The organism is Actinoplanes sp. NPDC051470 (assembly GCF_040682035.1).
In the GTDB taxonomy this organism is placed as follows: Bacteria; Actinomycetota; Actinomycetes; order Mycobacteriales; family Micromonosporaceae; genus Actinoplanes.
This window is the reverse complement of the sequence record NZ_JBFBAA010000001.1, coordinates 1,017,090-1,032,816: the sequence shown is the minus strand read 5'-3', so window position 1 is coordinate 1,032,816 and position 15,727 is coordinate 1,017,090. Positions and strand designations below refer to the sequence as shown.

At 70.6% G+C, this 15,727-nt stretch carries 21 protein-coding genes and 1 tRNA gene; 15 read left to right on the top strand and 7 right to left on the bottom strand.

Translation table 11 applies throughout. From position 1 onward, the window contains the following. Positions 1 to 310 (top strand): hypothetical protein (locus AB0M54_RS05060; protein ID WP_364469154.1); only part of this gene is annotated, 310 nt, incomplete at its 5' end. 255 nt (positions 311 to 565) lie between these two features. Here the strand turns inward: AB0M54_RS05060 and AB0M54_RS05055 are convergent. Further along, entirely contained in the window at positions 566 to 1,150 is a 585-nt protein-coding gene (locus tag AB0M54_RS05055; RefSeq protein WP_364312878.1) for a DinB family protein, read from the bottom strand. Between the two features lie 32 nt (positions 1,151 to 1,182). Next, positions 1,183 to 2,154 (bottom strand): prephenate dehydrogenase/arogenate dehydrogenase family protein, encoded by a 972-nt coding sequence (locus AB0M54_RS05050; RefSeq protein WP_364469152.1) that lies wholly within the window; start codon positions 2,152 to 2,154, stop codon positions 1,183 to 1,185. Positions 2,155 to 2,242: 88 nt separating this feature from the next. On the opposite strand from AB0M54_RS05050, the gene AB0M54_RS05045 reads away from it, so the two are divergent. After that, on the top strand, positions 2,243 to 3,391 hold the full coding sequence (locus AB0M54_RS05045) for a hypothetical protein (protein WP_364469149.1): 1,149 nt from the start codon (positions 2,243 to 2,245) through the stop codon (positions 3,389 to 3,391). A gap of 48 nt (positions 3,392 to 3,439) precedes the next feature. Here the strand turns inward: AB0M54_RS05045 and AB0M54_RS05040 are convergent, their stop codons facing one another. After that, positions 3,440 to 4,192, bottom strand: coding sequence for a M23 family metallopeptidase (locus AB0M54_RS05040; RefSeq protein WP_364469147.1), 753 nt, complete (start codon positions 4,190 to 4,192; stop codon positions 3,440 to 3,442). Between the two features lie 128 nt (positions 4,193 to 4,320). Between AB0M54_RS05040 and AB0M54_RS05035 the strand changes: the two genes are divergently transcribed. The 4 genes from AB0M54_RS05035 (at position 4,321) to AB0M54_RS05020 (ending at position 6,076) form a co-directional block, all read left to right on the top strand. Next, positions 4,321 to 4,731, top strand: a complete 411-nt coding sequence (locus AB0M54_RS05035) for a hypothetical protein (protein WP_364312889.1) — start codon at positions 4,321 to 4,323, stop codon at positions 4,729 to 4,731. A 67-nt stretch (positions 4,732 to 4,798) separates the two neighbouring features. After that, a complete protein-coding gene (locus AB0M54_RS05030; protein WP_364312892.1) occupies positions 4,799 to 5,008 on the top strand; it encodes a hypothetical protein in 210 nt (69 codons plus the stop codon). Between the two features lie 82 nt (positions 5,009 to 5,090). Continuing rightward, the gene (locus AB0M54_RS05025) at positions 5,091 to 5,627 is read left to right on the top strand and encodes a tRNA adenosine deaminase-associated protein (protein ID WP_364312895.1); all 537 of its coding nucleotides are present in this window, start codon (positions 5,091 to 5,093) and stop codon (positions 5,625 to 5,627) included. 26 nt (positions 5,628 to 5,653) lie between these two features. Then, positions 5,654 to 6,076, top strand: coding sequence for a nucleoside deaminase (locus AB0M54_RS05020; protein WP_364469198.1), 423 nt, complete (start codon positions 5,654 to 5,656; stop codon positions 6,074 to 6,076). On the opposite strand, the gene deoD is transcribed toward AB0M54_RS05020, so the two are convergent. Further along, positions 6,048 to 6,773: a purine-nucleoside phosphorylase gene (gene deoD / locus AB0M54_RS05015; RefSeq protein WP_364312898.1), complete on the bottom strand. Its 726-nt coding sequence runs from the start codon at positions 6,771 to 6,773 to the stop codon at positions 6,048 to 6,050. The two genes, AB0M54_RS05020 and deoD, sit on opposite strands and share 29 nt — an antisense overlap. 102 nt (positions 6,774 to 6,875) lie before the next feature. Between deoD and AB0M54_RS05010 the strand changes: the two genes are divergently transcribed. Beyond that, positions 6,876 to 6,962, top strand: a tRNA-Ser gene (locus tag AB0M54_RS05010). Between the two features lie 57 nt (positions 6,963 to 7,019). Here the strand turns inward: AB0M54_RS05010 and AB0M54_RS05005 are convergent. After that, entirely contained in the window at positions 7,020 to 7,862 is an 843-nt protein-coding gene (locus tag AB0M54_RS05005; RefSeq protein WP_364469145.1) for a LysR family transcriptional regulator, read from the bottom strand. A gap of 96 nt (positions 7,863 to 7,958) precedes the next feature. On the opposite strand from AB0M54_RS05005, the gene AB0M54_RS05000 reads away from it, so the two are divergent. The 8 genes from AB0M54_RS05000 to AB0M54_RS04965 all read left to right on the top strand — a co-directional run bounded on the left by AB0M54_RS05000 (position 7,959) and on the right by AB0M54_RS04965 (position 13,878). Continuing rightward, on the top strand, positions 7,959 to 8,684 hold the full coding sequence (locus AB0M54_RS05000; protein ID WP_364312901.1) for an SDR family oxidoreductase: 726 nt from the start codon (positions 7,959 to 7,961) through the stop codon (positions 8,682 to 8,684). 20 nt (positions 8,685 to 8,704) lie between these two features. After that, entirely contained in the window at positions 8,705 to 9,934 is a 1,230-nt protein-coding gene (locus AB0M54_RS04995) for an SLC13 family permease (protein WP_364312904.1), read from the top strand. After that, a complete protein-coding gene (locus AB0M54_RS04990) occupies positions 9,931 to 10,389 on the top strand; it encodes a universal stress protein (RefSeq protein WP_364469143.1) in 459 nt (152 codons plus the stop codon). Before AB0M54_RS04995 ends, AB0M54_RS04990 begins: the two co-directional genes overlap by 4 nt. Positions 10,390 to 10,767: 378 nt before the next feature. Next, complete coding sequence (locus tag AB0M54_RS04985) at positions 10,768 to 10,977, top strand: hypothetical protein (protein WP_364312910.1); 210 nt, start codon at positions 10,768 to 10,770, stop codon at positions 10,975 to 10,977. A gap of 113 nt (positions 10,978 to 11,090) precedes the next feature. Further along, the gene (locus AB0M54_RS04980; RefSeq protein ID WP_364469141.1) at positions 11,091 to 11,579 is read left to right on the top strand and encodes a DUF6886 family protein; all 489 of its coding nucleotides are present in this window, start codon (positions 11,091 to 11,093) and stop codon (positions 11,577 to 11,579) included. Positions 11,580 to 11,698: 119 nt separating this feature from the next. Continuing rightward, positions 11,699 to 12,040, top strand: a complete 342-nt coding sequence (locus AB0M54_RS04975; protein ID WP_364312917.1) for an STAS domain-containing protein — start codon at positions 11,699 to 11,701, stop codon at positions 12,038 to 12,040. A gap of 39 nt (positions 12,041 to 12,079) precedes the next feature. Next, on the top strand, positions 12,080 to 12,655 hold the full coding sequence (locus AB0M54_RS04970) for a helix-turn-helix domain-containing protein (protein ID WP_364469139.1): 576 nt from the start codon (positions 12,080 to 12,082) through the stop codon (positions 12,653 to 12,655). Beyond that, complete coding sequence (locus tag AB0M54_RS04965; RefSeq protein WP_364312922.1) at positions 12,652 to 13,878, top strand: MFS transporter; 1,227 nt, start codon at positions 12,652 to 12,654, stop codon at positions 13,876 to 13,878. The genes AB0M54_RS04970 and AB0M54_RS04965 overlap by 4 nt, the downstream gene beginning before the upstream one ends. Here the strand turns inward: AB0M54_RS04965 and AB0M54_RS04960 are convergent. Further along, positions 13,828 to 14,778, bottom strand: a complete 951-nt coding sequence (locus AB0M54_RS04960; protein ID WP_364469137.1) for a glycerophosphodiester phosphodiesterase family protein — start codon at positions 14,776 to 14,778, stop codon at positions 13,828 to 13,830. The genes AB0M54_RS04965 and AB0M54_RS04960 overlap by 51 nt on opposite strands. 18 nt (positions 14,779 to 14,796) lie before the next feature. Next, on the bottom strand, positions 14,797 to 15,507 hold the full coding sequence (locus AB0M54_RS04955) for a hypothetical protein (RefSeq protein ID WP_364312929.1): 711 nt from the start codon (positions 15,505 to 15,507) through the stop codon (positions 14,797 to 14,799). Positions 15,508 to 15,727 lie beyond the last annotated feature (220 nt).

Here is a 15,727-nt window from a genome sequence, read left to right as displayed (position 1 = left end):
CGCCGCGATCTACCTGAAGGACAACCGCCGGATCACCGCCATGATCACCGTGGTCTGCCTCGCCCTGCTCATCTTCAGCCTGATCGAACGCCAGATCAGAGCCGCCCTACGCGCGCAGGACCGCACGACCGTCGCCGGCCTCTACGCCGGCCGGCCCGCGATCCCGACCACCCGGCTCATCTTCCAAGCCCTCGCCGGCATACGACTGATCCCCGCGACCAGCGGCAACCCACACACCATCCCTCAACCCACACCCCTGCAACTCGAAATCCTCGACCTGCTCGACGTCAATCCGCTGGAATGGTGCTGACGATCGCCGACCTGCGGAATACGGGCCTAGCCGCCGACCTCGGTCGCCAGCCGGACGGGATGTTTGGGGGTTGGCGCGAAGCGCCGGGAGGGTGACCACGCACGCAGAATGAAGGTCGCGCGGCTCTGTTCTGGCCGCGCCAGCGGCCTGGAGCCGGGTGGCCGGCCTCGGCGGGAGCGACGGTCAGAACCACCCACACAGCTACGACATCAAGCTCTTGATCTTGATGTGGATCGAGCCGAAAAGAGGGGCTCGTCAGGTTGTTGGTTGCGTCGCCGGCTTCCACGGCTTGACGAAGTCGTTGGCGGGCCAGCCCTCGGCCGCGGACATCAGGCTGTACGCGGTGGCGCCGTCGACCGTCTGCCGGATGATGTCGGCGTGCCCGGTGTGGTGGGCGTACTCCTCGATCAGGTGCATCAGTACCCAGCGGAGGCTCCAGTGGTCGTGGTCCTGCGGGTTCCACGGGACGCTCTTGTCGATCGGGATCTGGTGATCGAGGTCGAGGCCGGCGACGACCCGCGCGGTCTCGGCCGCCACCCGGTCGGTGAAGGCGAGGATGTCGTCCAGGGTCTCGCCCTCGGCCACGTCGAAGTGCTGGTCCCACTGGTGGGCGCCGGGGTAGGACGGCGGGCGCTGGAGGACCGTGTCGATCCAGCCCGCTTCGGTGTACGCGCAGTGCCGGATCACGCCGCCGACGCTCAGCTCGCTGGCGCTGGGAGTAGCCCGCAACTGCGAAGGGGTGAGGCCGTAGCCGGTGAGCTTGAGCAGGTAGCGCCGCTGCTCCAGGAAGGCCATCAGGCCGTCGCGCTCGTCGCTGACCGGACGGGTCTGACCAGGCATGTCGTGCTCCTTCGTCGTTGTTGAGGACCACGCTAGGGGCTATTGCGGTCAGTTTCCGGCCGCATGGCGATGACTTTTCGGCGCTCGCGGTCGATGCCGGTGACCCAGCCGCCGACCCGGCCCAGCCGCAGCAGCACGTCCTTGCGAACGGGCAGCTCGGCCTGCTCGCCGGGGACGGGTGGCCAGGCGGCGCGGGCGGCGCTGGCCGGTGCGAGCAGCGGGCCCAGGGCGGCCACCGGGTCCTCGGCGCTCAGTTCCGTACGCATCGCCTGCAAGCTCCGCAGTACCTGGTCGAGGGCCTCGGTCACGGCGGCCGCGTTACCGCCGCACATCGCCGCGATCAGCTCGGGCCGGGTCGCCGCCACCCGGGTGCCGTCCCGGAAGGACCCCGCGGCCAACGCGGCCGCGAGCGGGTCACCCTCGATCGCGCCGGTCAGGGCCGCGGCGAGCAGATGGGGTACGTGACTGACGCCGGCCACCACGCGATCGTGCTCGGCCGCCGTCGCCGGCACCACCCGCGCCCCCAGCCCGGTGATGATCTCGGCCAGGTCGAACCACTCGGCGGTCTCGGTCTCCGGCTCCAGGCAGAGCACCCAGGCGCAGCCGACGAAAAGCCCCCGGTCGGCGGCCCGGAACCCGGACGTCTCCTTGCCCGCCATCGGGTGCCCGCCGACGAACCGCAGGTCGCCGGTCAGGTCGCGGACCGGCGCCTTGATCGACGTGACGTCGGTGACCAGCCCGCGGTAGCCGGTCATCTCGTCGAGCACCGACGGCAGGGCGGGGAACGGCACGGCCAGCACGCACAGGTCGGTGTCCCGCACCGCGTCCCGGATGGTGCCCGCCACCTCCCAGCGGGAGCCGGATCGGGCGCGGGCGGCCGCGGTGCGCGCGGTGGCCCGGGTCGCCGGGTCGGCGTCGAAGCCCACCACCCGATGTCCGCCGGCGGCCAGCGCCTGGAGCACCGAGCCGCCGATCAGGCCGAGTCCCAGCACCGCGACGTTCACGAAGAGGCACTCTATCGGCCATCCGGCTGGTGGGGGATTAGTCCGTTTCGCAATAGAACGCAGCTTATCTTCGCGTTACTGTCACTTCGTGACTTACACGGGCAAATCTGTCAATCGGGGGATTATCGGCGCCGGGATTGTGGCGGCGCTGGTGGCCGCGGCCACCCCGGCGTGGGCGGCCCTGTCCGCGTCGCCGGACGTGCTGCCCGGCTTCAACGGGACGGTGCTGGCGGTGGCGTACTCGGGAAACACGCTCTACGTCGGCGGGGACTTCACCTCGGTCGTGGTCAAGGGAAAGACCATCGCCCGGAGCCGGCTCGCCGCGGTCGACGCGCGCACCGGTGAGTTGCTGAGCTGGGCGCCGTCCGCCGACGGGCGGGTCAAGGCGCTGGCCGTGAGCGGGTCGGCGGTCTACGCGGCCGGTGACTTCGGCGCGGTCAGCGGACAGACCCGCGACAGCCTCGCCAAGCTCGACGCCGTCACGGGGGCGGTCGGGAGCTTCGAGCACAGCGTCAGCGGCCGGCCGTACGCGCTGGCGGCCGGCTCCGGGCGACTCTACGTCGGTGGGGCGATCACCGCGGTGGACGGGCAGACCCGCACCCGCCTCGCCGCGTTCAGCCTGGGCCGCGGCGACCTCGACAGCACCTGGAAGCCGGCCGTCGACGACCAGGTCGAGACCATTGCGGCCACGACCGGCCGGATCTACGTCGGCGGCAAATTCCACAAGGTCAACAGCACGTCCGGGTACGACCGGCTGGTCGCGCTCGAGCCGGCCAAGGGCTCCGTCGTCACCGGGTTCAAGCCCAAGGCCTCGGTGATCACGTACGCGATCACGGCCGCACCGGACGGCGTCTACACCGCGCACGGCGGGCAGGGCGGCAAGGCGAACGCGTACTCGGCCGGCGGGACCCTCAAGTGGACGGCCACGTTCGACGGTGACGCGCAGGCCATCGCCTCGTACGGCAACACGGTCTACGTCGGCGGGCACTTCGACCGGGCCTGCAAGAGCGCGCGGACCGGCGACCACGGCGTCTGCCTGGACGGGTCGAACTCGCGGATCAAACTGGCCGCGCTGGCCCCGGCCGACGGGAAGCTGCAGTCCTGGACGGCCAACGGGAACGGCATCGAGGGCGTGCTGGCCATGGCCACCACCTCGAGCTTCGGCGCGATGGCCGCGGGCGGCGCCTTCACCACCATCAATGGCAAGTCGGTGAAGCGCCTCGCCCAGTTCAGCTGAAAGTCTTGGGCCGCACCTCTCGGGCGAGGGTGCGGCCCTCCTCTTCGATTACGGCTTGCAGTGGTTCTTCTTCTCCCAGGCCTTCACCGTGGCGACCGGGCTCTTGCCGCCCTTCTTGCGCCACGAGTCGAGGAAGGTGGCCGGCCAGACCACGCCGCGCCGGGTCTTCCAGTCGCCGGTCTTGGCGCACGGCGGCGAGATGCCGAAGTGCAGGTGGCAGACGTTGTTGGCGTTCCCGGTACGGCCGACCTGGCCGAGCAGCTGACCGGCGGTCACGCGTACGCCCGCCTTGATCGCGCTCTGCACCTTGCTGAAGTGGGAACCGTAGTAACGGACGCCGTCGTCGCCCAGCAGCGACACCGAGAGGCCGCCGTTGTTCGGGCCGTCCGGTGACCCCTTGACGTAGCTGTCCTTGCGGCTGACCTCGAGGACCACGCCGCTCGTGGCGGCCACCACCGACTCACCGCAGTCGGCGAAGATGTCCGTCGCCGGGTACTTGCCGTGGGTCGGGTGGTAGGCGACGTTCGACGCCTTGACCGGGAAGACGTACTTGACGTTCTTGGGCGTGGCCGGCGTCGACGTCTTGGCCTTGGGCTTCGGCGTCACCGACGGCTTGGCCGGGGTCGGCGACGGCGCCGTCAGGGCCGCGGGGGGATCGGCGGCGGCGGGCGACGACGGCTCCACGAAGATCGGCGTCGCGGCCGCCGGGGCGGTCTCGGTGCCGTCGCTCGCGGGAGCGCCGCAGCCGGCCAGCACGAGGGCCAGAGCGGTCAGTCCGGTGAGGGTACGGAGGCGAAACACCGCGCCATCCTGACAGAAGTCGTCCGATCCCGCTGCCCTGGTCATCCCGGCTAGTCTCATTCGGTATCGGCTCTCATCCGGCGTGCAGAGGCCGGGAGCGGCTCTCATTCGGCGTGAAGGGGTTTGGCATGGGCGAGCGGCACGGCATCTGGCCCGCGGCGCAACCGCCGCCGCCCGGGTGGCTGCCGGTCGGCGGCGACACCCCGCCGGCGCCGCCGCCCGGCCTCCCCGCCGGCGCGCCGCCACGCCCGGTCTACCGCGAACCCCACACGATCTCGGCCGCGCCGCTGCTGTCCGGCATGGCCGCCGCGATGGTGTGGTTCGCCGCCTTCGGCTTCCTCGGCCGCGACCTGGTCAGCTATGCCTGGTGGACGGTCGGCGCCGCGGTCGGCGCCTGGGCCGTCGCGCTCATCCTGAGCCTGCTCGGCGACCGCGGCGTGGCCACCGGGGTGGCGATCGTCTCGGGGCTGGGCCTGTCCATCGCGATGGGCTTCGTGACCCACCGATGGGTTACCACCCTCGACTGGCCGCTGTGGTGAATGTCCTGGTCTGGCGATACTTCTCATAGACGTACGGTGTGTTCATGGTGGCGCTGCGCACTCGGCCTTGACGAACATCGCCGCGCTCGGCAACCTCTGCCTCATGGCCTCTTCCCCACAGCGGCTTGACCCCGACCGGCGCCGCCGGCGGCTCGAACTCTTGGCGGCCCTCGCCGACGCCAAGGCCGCGCGTGAGTTCACCCAGCCCGAGCGGCTGCGCGGCGCCCGCATCCGCGAGTTGATCGCCAACCGGCGCCGCCGCCGCGTCGTTTCCTGACACTCATTCGGGGCGTGGTGCTTCGCGCCCGCGCGCGCACCCGATAGCTTTGTTCGCGCCAGGACATCGCAGTGGGGGAATCGTGTCGACTTTTGCTGCCGCCGTCGCCCGGGGCAAGAACGGTTGGACGGCATCCGAGATCGAGCTGAACGGCCTCGCTGACCTCGACGAGGTCGCCGACCGGCTGCTCGACGCCGAGCCGGAGGCCGAGGTCTCCCTGCTGTTCGTCGAGGCCGACGATCTGTACCTCGTGATCCTCCGCCTGGACGAGGGCGAAGACCTGCGGGTCTTCGGCTCGGACTCGGCCTTCGCCGAGGAGTCGCGCCTGGGCGCGATGCTGCTCGGCGACATCGAGGCGCCCGCGCTCGACATCGACGAGGTCGCCGAGCCGTCGTCCGGCGCCGAGGAGGACGAGGACGACGACGAGGACGACCCGCCGGTCGCCGACCCCGACGCCGACCCCGTGGGCGACACCGAGATCCTGACCGACCTGGGCCTCACCTCGTCGCGGCTGCTGGCCCTGTGCGCCCAGGAAGGACTGCTCCCGGCCGACGTCATCTCGTCGGTGGCCGAGAAGCTGGGGTTCGTGGACGAGCTGGAAGAGCTCCGCGAGGCGTGAGCAGCCGGCCGCTCCACCTCGCGTGGATGCGCCGCGCGCTCGAGGTGGCCGCGTCGTACCCCGAGGACGTCCCCGTCGGTGCGGTGGTCCTCGGTCCGGACGGCGCCGAGCTGGCGGCGGCCGGCAACGAACGGGAGGCGGCCGGCGACCCGACCGCGCACGCCGAGATCCTGGCCCTGCGCCGGGCCGCGGCCGCGCTGGGCACCCGGCGGCTCGAGGGCTGCACGCTGGTCGTGACGCTGGAGCCGTGCACGATGTGCGCCGGGGCGCTGGTCCTGGCCCGGGTGTCGACGCTGGTCTTCGGCGCCTGGGAACCGAAGACCGGCGCCGTGGGGTCGCTTTGGGACGTGGTGCGGGACCGGCGGCTCAACCACCGGCCCGCGGTCTACTCCGGGGTGCTGGAAGCGGAGTGCGCGGCCCTCATGCGGGAGTTCTTCCGGCGCCCGTGATGGTGTCGAGCCCGATCTGCACCATCGCCGAGAAGCCGGTCTCCCGCTGGGCCGACTCCATCGCCTCGCCGCGCTTGATGTGGTCGCTCACGGTCAGGATGGTCAGCGCCCGGGCCTTGTAGCGGGCCGCGATCGTGTAGATCGCCGCCGACTCCATCTCGACCGCCAGCACGCCGTAGTCGGCCAGCGTGTCGTAGAGGTCGGGGCGGTCGGTGTAGAAGGCGTCGGCGGCCAGGATCGGGCCGACCCGCATCGCGGTGCCCCGGCGTTCGGCGACCTCCACGGCCGTACGCAGCAGCGTGAAGTCCGCCACCGGCGCGTAGTCGACCAGCCCGTCGAACCGGACCCGGTTCATGTTCGAGTCGGTGGCCGAGCCGATCGCCGCCACCACGTCACCCAGCTGAAGCTCCTCGGCGAGCGCGCCGCACGACCCGATCCGGATCAGGTCGCGGACGCCGTACTCGTTGATCAGCTCATGGGTGTAGATCGACGCCGACGGCATGCCCATGCCCGACCCCTGCACCGACACCGGCACGCCCTGCCAGGTCCCGGTGAACCCGAGCATGCCCCGCACCTGCGTGTAGCACTTCGGGTCGTCCAGGAAGGTCTCGGCGATCCACTTGGCCCGCATCGGGTCCCCGGGCAGCAGGACCCGCTCCGCGATCTCGCCCGGCTGCGCCCCGATGTGCACGCTCATGCTTTTCCCTCCGTCGACGATTCCCTCACCGCCGATCCTGCCAGCCACCGAGGTGCCAACCCGGCGGTGGGCCGGATCCGCCGGTCGGGTAATCTACTTCGCGGTGGTGTGTCCGAGCGGCCTAAGGAGCACGCCTCGAAAGCGTGTGAGGGTGCAAGCCCTCCAAGGGTTCAAATCCCTTCACCACCGCTCTTCACCCGAAGCGCCCGGCGACCCGCCGGGCGCTTCGTCGTTGTTGTCGTCCGGCTAGAGCCGGGTGGCGGTCCGGACCAGGGCGGCCAGGGCGCGGGATGTGCTGTGCGGCGGCCAGGCGATGACCGTGGTCACCTCGGGGGCGTCGGACACCGGCACGATGGCGTGGCCCTCGCTCAGGTAGGGGCGGACGCTCTCGGGCAGGACCACCACAGCCCGGCCGAGGGAGATCAGTTGCAGCAGCTGGGCCTGGTCGTGGATCTCGGGGCCGGGGCCGGGCGGGTACGAGCCGTCCCGCCGGGGCCAGCGTGCCATCGGCAGGTCGGGCAGCGAGTCGACGTCGGCGATCCGCAACCGCGTTCGCGTGGTCAGCGGGTGTCCGGCCGGCAGCACCGCGACCTGGGTCTCGGTGTGCAGTTCCTCGACGTCCAGGCCGGTCGTGGAGTCGAAGGGGGTGTGCAGCAGGGCCACGTCGGCCCGGCCGTCGCGCAGCATCGCCTCCTGCTCGCCCACACCGCAGAGCACCACGTCGACCGGGACCGCGCCGGGCTCGGCGGCGTACGCGTCGAGCAGCTTGGCCAGCAGCTCGCCGGCCGCCGCGGCCTTGGCCACCAGGACCAGGCCCGCGGCGCCACCGGGCTGGGCCCGGCGGGTGCGGCGCTCGGCCGCCGCCACCGCGTCGAGGGCGGCCCCGCCCTCGCGGAGCAGCACCTCGCCGGCCTCGGTGAGCGTGACCGACCGGCTGGTCCGCCGCAGCAGGGCCACGCCGAGCCGCCGCTCGAGCTGCCCGATGGCCCGCGACAGCGGCGGCTGCGCCATGCCGAGCCGCTGAGCCGCCCGCCCGAAGTGCAGCTCCTCGGCGACCGCGACGAAGTACCGCAGCTCCCGCGTCTCCATGCCGGCCAATCTACTAGCGGATCGATACCCGGGGGATATTGATCCGTACCCAGACGGTGTTGGAGCCGTCACCGGGGCGCGGCCAGGCTTCGAGGCATGAGCGAATCCATCACCGCGCTGGTCACCGGCGCGAACAAGGGCATCGGGTACGAGATCGCGGCCGGCCTGGGCGCCCTCGGCTGGAGCGTCGGCGTCGGCGCCCGCGACGAGGAGCGCCGCGAGGAGGCGGTGGCGAAGCTGCGCGCGGCCGGCGTCGACGCGTTCGGCGTACCCCTGGACGTGACCGACCAGGCCACCGTGACCGCCGCCGCCGAGCTGATCGAGAAGCGCGCCGGCCGGCTCGACGTGCTGGTCAACAACGCAGCAATCACCGGCGGCATGCCGCAGGCGCCGACCGTGGTCGACCCGGCGACGGTGGCCCGGGTGGTCGACACCAACGTGATCGGCGTCGTCCGGGTCACCAACGCGATGTTGCCGCTGCTGCGGCGCTCGGCGTCGCCGCGGATCGTCAACATGTCGAGCAGCGTCGGCTCGCTGACCCGGCAGACCGGCCCGGACGATGTCACCGGCCCGATCTCCGGCGCCTACGCCCCGTCCAAGTCCTTCCTGACCGCCATGACCGTGCAGTACGCCAAGGAGCTCCACGACACGAACATCCTGGTCAACGCGGCCTGCCCGGGTTTCGTGGCGACCGACCTGAACGGCCACCGCGGCGTGCGCACCCCGCGGCAGGGCGCCGCGATCGCCATCCACCTGGCCACCCTCCCGGACGGCGGCCCGACCGGCGGGATCTTCGACGACCAGGGCGTTGTTCCGTGGTGATCGCTGGGTAAGGTCCCGCCGTGAGCACCCTGGTTTCGCTGTTACTGCTCGCCGGGGTGCTGGGTTTCGCGGTCGCACGGCCCCGCGGGCTGCCCGAGGCCGTCGCCGCGGTGCCGGCTGCCGTGATTGCCGTGGTGGCGGGGCTGGTGCCGTGGCCGGACGCGTGGCGGGAGATCCGCGGCTTGGGCCCGACCGTCGGCTTCCTGGCGGCGGTGCTGCTCCTGGCCCATCTGGCCGACCGGGCCGGCGTCTTCCGGTGGGCGGGCGCGCTGGCCGCCCGGTCCAGCCGCGGGTCGCCGACGCGGCTGCTCGGCCTGGTCTTCGCGATCGCGGCCGTGGTGACCGCGGTGCTCAGCCTGGACGCGACCGTCGTGCTGCTCACGCCCGTGGTGTTCGCGACCGCGGCGCGCCTGAGGATCAGACCCAAGCCCCATGTGTACGCGTGCAGCCACCTCGCCAATTCGGCGTCCATCCTGCTGCCCGTCTCCAACCTCACCAACCTGCTGGCGATGGGCGCCGGCGGCCTGTCGTTCCCGCAGTTCGCCGGGCTGATGGCGGCGCCCTGGCTGGCCGTGGTGGCGGTCGAGTTCGCGATCCTGCGCTGGTTCTTCGCCGGCGATCTGCGGGTACGACGCGCGACGGAGCCGGCCGAGCTCGAGCCCGCGCCGCGGTACGCCCTGGTCGTGCTGGGCGTGACGCTGGCCGGGTTCGTGGTGGCCGGGCCGCTGGGCGTGCACCCGGCGTGGGTCGCGGCGCTCGGGGCGATCGCTCTGGGCGTACGGCAGAAAGGTCTGACGCCCCGATCGGTCCTGGCCGCCGCCAATCCGTGGTTCTGCCTCTTCGTGTTCGGTCTCGGCATCGTCGTGCTGGCGGCGGGCCGGAGCGGTTTCGGGCGGCTGATCGATCGGCTGGCGCCGCACCATTCCGGAATTCTGGGTCTGCTGGCGATGGCCGGATTGGCCGCGGTCCTCGCCAATCTGCTCAACAATCTGCCCGCGACGCTGATGTTGTTGCCGCTCGCCGCGCACAACACCGGTCTGGTTCTGGCGGTTTTGCTGGGCGCGAACATCGGGCCCAATCTGACCTATGTCGGTTCGCTGGCGACGCTGCTGTGGCGACAGATTCTGCACCGCCGCGGCGAACCGCCGGTGACCGGCGAATTCCTCCGGCTGGGTGCGCTTACGGTGCCGGCGTGTCTGCTCGTGGGGGTGGCGGCGCTGTGGCTGAGTCTGCGAGTGTCGGGCGCGTGAGGACGCTCGTGTGGCTCGCCGACGACACCTGGGAGGCGTGCGTTGACGCCGCGCGCGAGCAGGGCGGCGAGATCACCCTGCTGTACGTGGTGGACAGCGACACGATGGCCGCGCTGAGCGGCCGGGCCGGTCTGCTCGGCCGCAACTGGCCGGGTTCGCCGGCGCGGGGCGGGCCGCCGGCCGCCGGCGACCCACCGGAGCCGGGCGGGGAACTGCTGGCCGAGGCGGCGGAGTCGGTGCTGACCGCGGCGGAGCGCCGGCTCGATCGCCAGTGCCGGCGGGTGACGCGCTGGGGCCGGCCCGAGCGTGAGGTGGTCGCGGCCTGCGCCGACGCCGATCTGCTGGTGCTGGCCCGGGACGGCGATCGTCTGGCCCTGGGCCCGCGCAGCCTGGGTCACGCGACCCGCTTCGTGGTCGACCACGCCCCTTGCTCAGTGCTGCTCGTCTGGCCCTAGTTCAGCGCAGGGTAGTGGCACGATCACGGTTCGACCTGGGCGGCGGACGTCCCACCTCACGGATTGTGAAAAATTGTGTCGGCCCCCGAATCCTCGTGACGGGGCTCTCAGGGAGCTCACAGCATGATCAAACGGGCCGCTGTCGTGTCGATGACGTGACGGTGCCGTTTCGTCCCGACGGATGCATTTTCGCGCGGCGCTTCGACCTGCGGTTACTACGAATAGTGACGACTCCGAGACTGCCCTAAGACATAGGCGTCCAGGCAAGATGTGGCGGCCAAATCCGACCTGTCGGCCGATGGTCCCTGACCTGGTGGTGAAGAAGTTTCACGAATCTGGCCCGGTCGCATTGGTCGATGTCTGTCTTAAAGTTGACCCGTGAGAGTTGAGCATCACTGGTGGAATGGTGACGTCCGGCTTGCACGGCGGGACGTCTTTGTCCGGACCGACGGCAGAGCCTGGGAAGTCGAAGCCCAGATGGGCGGACCCGAGGGGAGATCGAAGGTCCAGCAGTGTCCAGGAAAGGCTTCGGCCATGATCCTGGCGGACGCGTGGCGCGGTTCACGCTGGCAGTGGCGCAAGCTTTAGGCGCCGGATGCCGGGCTGAGCCTCCTGCTTGACCTCTTCTGGCTTGGCCCCAATACCTTGATCGGGCCGGATTCCCTTTGCGGAGTCCGGCCCGATTGCTTTAGGCAGGAACCATGCTGCCCGATCCCGGCCAGGTTCTGCATTTCTCGGAAGATCCGACGCTCACCCTTTTCCGGCCACACGTCGCACGGACGGCGCGCGAGGCCGAGGCGTACGTCTGGGCGGTCGACGCCGAGAACGCGCCGTCCTACTGGTTCCCGCGCGACTGCCCCCGGGTGTGTTCCTGGCCCCGGCCCCATCGCGTGCACGCCATCGAGTACGGCTGGCTGGACCGCCTGCGTACGGTCCGCCTCTACGCCTACCGCTTCGCGAGCGACGCGTTCCGCCCGTTCGGGACGCCGCACCCGCACGCCTGGGTGAGCACCGAGGAGGTGCGTCCGCTCGGCCCGCCCGACGAGGTCGGCGACCTCCTGGCCGCGCATGAGGCGGCCGGCGTCGAGTTGCGGCTGCTGGCGAATCTCTGGCCGCACCTGGACGCGGTGGCTGCGGGCGACCAGCGCTTCAGCGGCATCCGGCTGCGTAACGCCCATCCTCGGATCTGAGCCCATCCACGGATCTGACGGACCGCACGAACGGACCTCGTGTCCGGCCGTGTCCGTTTGTGACGTTCTAGCCTGTATTGGCAGTGAACTGACCTGTCCGGAATCCGAAAGAGAATGGGATGTTGGCCACGATTTCCGACGACCGCTCCGACATAGCGGTGCTCAAACTGTCCGGCGAACTCGACGCCGAAACCACGGCCAAGCTGCATGCCACGCTGGCCGACCTGTTGGACCGGCCGGTGCCACGGATCGTGGTGGACCTGGCCGATCTCAAGTTCTGCGACTCCGTCGGGCTGAGCGCGTTCATCACCAGTAAACAGGTGATCGCGGCCCGCGGCGGCTGGCTCAGCTTCGCGTCGGTCAGCCCGTTCCTGGCCGGCCTGATGCAGACGGTGGGCCTGAGCCGCTACTTCGCCGTGTTCCCCACGGTCGAGGACGCGATCGCCGCCGCCGAGATCTGAGAGGTTGCTTTCACGAACGTGAGAGATTAGTTTCGAAAGATGTCTCTCACGAATCCCCTGGGCGACGTCCCGCTCACCGATCCGAAGGCGATGCGGGCGCTGGCCCACCCCGTACGCCTGGCGATCCTGAGTTTCCTGCAGCGCAGCGGCCCCGCGACCGCCACCGTGCTGGCGCCGCACGTGCAGGCCACACCCTCCGTGGTGAGCTGGCACCTGCGGCACCTGGCCGAGTTCGGCCTGGTCACCGATGCCGACCCGGCCGACGTGCCGGGCGACCGCCGGCAACGCTGGTGGGTCTCGGTGGGCCAGGGCTTCCGCTTCGAGGGCAGCCACGACCCGGCCGCCGAAATGCTCGCCGACCAGATGTACGCCACCGCGAACACCCAGGTCGAAGCCTGGATGGCCGAGGTACGCCCGACCCTGCCGGCGGAGTGGCTGCGGCACGCCGGCCCGTCCAACACCCGTGTGGCGCTCACCGCGGACGAACTGGCCGGCCTGGCCGACGCGATCGACACCCTGCTCGCCCCGTACGTGCACCGGGAGACGCCGCCCGACGGCGCGCGCCCGGTCCGGATCCTCCGGCACTACCTGCCGCTCGAGGAGGAGGACCGGTGAGCCGCTTCGGCAAGTACTGGGCCGGCCAGACCGTCTCCGAGTTCGGCGACCGGGTCAGCGAGCTCGCCCTGCCGCTGATCGCGGTGACCACGCTCGCCGCCACCCCGGTCGAGGTCGGCCTCCTGACCGCCGCGGTGTGGACGCCCAACCTGCTGTCGATCCTGATCGGCGCCTGGGTGGACGGCCAGGCCCACCGCCGGCGTCTGCTCATCATCGGCGACGTGATCAGCGCCGCCGCCATCCTCAGCCTCCCGTTCGCCTACTGGTTCGGCGTGGTCACGCTGGCGCAGCTGTTCGTGGTGGCGTTGCTGGCCGGCTTCGGCCAGGTGCTGTTCCAGGCGGCCGGCCCGTCGTTCTTCGTCAAGCTGGTCGACCGCGAGCGGTACGTCGACGCCAACAGCAAGCTCAGCACCAGCCGGTCCGCGTCCTTCGTGGCCGGCCCGGCGATCGGCGGCGTCCTCATCCAGGTGCTCACGGCCCCGGTGGCGATGCTCGCCGACGCACTGTCGTTCCTGGTCTCGGCGCTGTTCATCAGCCGGATCCGGGTCGAGCCGTCGGTGCCGGCCGCCTCGTCGTCAGCGCGGGACGGGCTCGCCTACGTGCGCCGGCACCCGTACCTGAGGTCGGCCCTGGCCTGCGTGACCACGATCAACTTCTTCACCTTCATCGCGCAGGCCCTGCTCGTCCTCTTCGCCAGCCGTGACCTGGGGCTCTCCGCCGGTCAGATCGGCCTCGCCTTCGGCCTCGGCTCGCTCGGTGGTCTGCTCGGCGCCGTCGTGGCCCCGCGGCTCTCCCGGCGGTACGGGGTGGGCCGCGGCGTGGTGGCCGGCGCCATCCTCTTCCCGGCCCCGATCGCCGTCCTGGCCCTGGCCCACGGGTCCGGCTGGTCGACGTTCGCGCTGCTGGCGGCGGCCGAGGCGCTGTCCGGGTTCGGCGTGATGATCTTCGACATCAACCTGAACGCGGTGCAGGCCGCGGTCACCGCCGACGAGATGCGCGGCCGGATGGTCGGCGTCTTCGGCACGATCAACTACGGCATCCGCCCGCTCGGCGCGGTCATCGGTGGCCTGCTCGGTTCGGCCGTCGGCGTACGCCCCGCGTTGCTCATCGCCGCGGCCGGCGGGGTGCTCGCCTGCCTGTGGTTGCTGCCCTCGCCGATCCCCAGGATCTTCCTACTGAGCGACGTCGATGAGGTCGACCCGGTTGCTCCACAACCAGCCTGACCAGCCGTCCGGAACATCCTTCAGGTCCTCGGGACGGTCCCAGCCCTCGGACCACGGCCCGTCGCCGGCGACCAGGATCACCCGGGTGTCGGCGGCGCGCATCCGCTCGACGAACCGGTTCGGCCAGCCCCAGAGGAACCGGCCATAGCGTTGCGGCAGGTGCAACTCGGTGTGGCGGCAGGCGTCGGGCACGTGGCCGGTCCAGCCGATTCCTTCGTACGCGATCAGGCAGCTCTTCATCGTCTTCTTGGACGCGGCGCGTACCTGCGGCAGTCGTTCGGACACGGCGGCGACCGGCGCGTCCCCGCCGTACACGGAGATGGTCTTGAGGCGCTCTGGTTTCTCGCCCCGCAGCAGGTCGGCCAGGCGCGCGCCCTCGGTGGCGTCGTCGTTCTTCAGATCGATCAGCAGCTCGCGGTCCGGGAAGGCGGCGAGCACCTCCGGAACCGTGACCAGCAATCCGACGCCCTTGCCGCGTAACGGGAACGTGGCGCCATGGTCGGCCGTGTAGCCGTACCCCAGATCAAGCTTGCGCAGCTCGGCCAGCGAATGGTCCTTGATCGCGCCGGTGCCGTCGGTCCGGCACTCGAGCGTCGAGTCGTGGAAGACGACCAGCGCGCCGTCCCGCGACACCTGCAGGTCGAACTCGAGCATGTCGGCGCCGGCCGCGAACGCCGCCCGCATCGACGGCAGGGTGTTCTCGATGAACGCGTGGTCCGGCGGGTCGATCTGGGTCGCCGTGCAGGTGTCGTTGCCGACGCCGGCCAGCGGGAAGGTCTGCGCGATGCCACGGTGGGCCAGCAACCGAGGGTGGCCGGCGCCGCCGCCCGACCGGTTGCCGGCGTAGAGACCGGCAGCGAGCAGGACGACGACGCCCGGAATGACCCAACGTTTCTTCACGAGGGCATTCTGGCGGTCCTACCAGGACCAGGGCCACCAGATGTTGTTCTTGAAGCCGGTCGACCACTGATGCTCGGCGCACGAGGCCTTCGTGGCGAACCGCTGCTCGTCCAGGATGGAGACGGTGCCCTCGTTGTAGGTGCCCAGGCCGAATCCGATTCCGGTGACCGTCATCTTCGGGTTCTTCGTGACCACCTCGGCGAAGGTCAGCGTCGCCGGGCCGCCCGCGGTCTTGTCGATGCCCTCGATCGTGTTGGCCGACGACGTCCACAGCTTGCCGTCGAGCACGTTCCACTCGGTGCGGAGCTGGCGCTGCGGGTTACCGCCGCCGATGTCCATCAGGTAGTAGTAGGGCTCGTAGATCAGGACGCCGTCGCCCTTGGGCGTGCGCACGTAGAGGTGGTAGGCCGGGAGCGCGGCGTCGTTGACACCCACGCCCTTCTTGTCGAGCTTCACCGTCTCGTACGTGACCTCCTGCACCGAGGAGGCGAGAACCGGCGAGAACGAGGTCTTCCACGAGACCTTGTCATTGACCTCGCCCGGCTGCGTGGTGAGCTGAACACCGTCGGCGACCAGCTTCGCCTTGCCGCCGGCCGTCTCCACCACCCCACTCGTGCTGGAGTGCTTGACGACCTTGCACGGCCGGTGGGTGGAGGCCTGGGCCGGAGCCGCCGCCCCCAGAACAGAAACCAGGGTGATACCTGCCGTTGCCGCAATCATTCGACGCATATGTCCAGTTTATCCCATTAGGGGCGGCGCCAAACACGACGAAGGCCGGACCCGATCGGGCCCGGCCTTCAGCGTCTGAACTGCTCGCTGAGTCAGTGCTGCTCAGTGGCGGAGGATACGAGATTCGAACTCGTGAGGGTGTAAACCCAACACGCTTTCCAAGTCTGTTGACCGTCGTCCGGCGATGATCGTCACTGTCCATGACCTGCGGCTATCGTCC

Coding starts and splice junctions, on each gene's coding strand:
- AB0M54_RS05000 (WP_364312901.1), top strand. CDS start 7,959: ATGAGCGAATCCATCACCGCGCTGGTCACCGGCGCGAACAAGGGCATC.
- AB0M54_RS05005 (WP_364469145.1), bottom strand. CDS start 7,862: ATGGAGACGCGGGAGCTGCGGTACTTCGTCGCGGTCGCCGAGGAGCTG.
- AB0M54_RS04980 (WP_364469141.1), top strand. CDS start 11,091: ATGCTGCCCGATCCCGGCCAGGTTCTGCATTTCTCGGAAGATCCGACG.
- deoD (WP_364312898.1), bottom strand. CDS start 6,773: ATGAGCGTGCACATCGGGGCGCAGCCGGGCGAGATCGCGGAGCGGGTC.
- AB0M54_RS05035 (WP_364312889.1), top strand. CDS start 4,321: ATGGGCGAGCGGCACGGCATCTGGCCCGCGGCGCAACCGCCGCCGCCC.
- AB0M54_RS05055 (WP_364312878.1), bottom strand. CDS start 1,150: ATGCCTGGTCAGACCCGTCCGGTCAGCGACGAGCGCGACGGCCTGATG.
- AB0M54_RS04970 (WP_364469139.1), top strand. CDS start 12,080: ATGTCTCTCACGAATCCCCTGGGCGACGTCCCGCTCACCGATCCGAAG.
- AB0M54_RS04975 (WP_364312917.1), top strand. CDS start 11,699: ATGTTGGCCACGATTTCCGACGACCGCTCCGACATAGCGGTGCTCAAA.
- AB0M54_RS05020 (WP_364469198.1), top strand. CDS start 5,654: ATGCGCCGCGCGCTCGAGGTGGCCGCGTCGTACCCCGAGGACGTCCCC.
- AB0M54_RS04955 (WP_364312929.1), bottom strand. CDS start 15,507: ATGCGTCGAATGATTGCGGCAACGGCAGGTATCACCCTGGTTTCTGTT.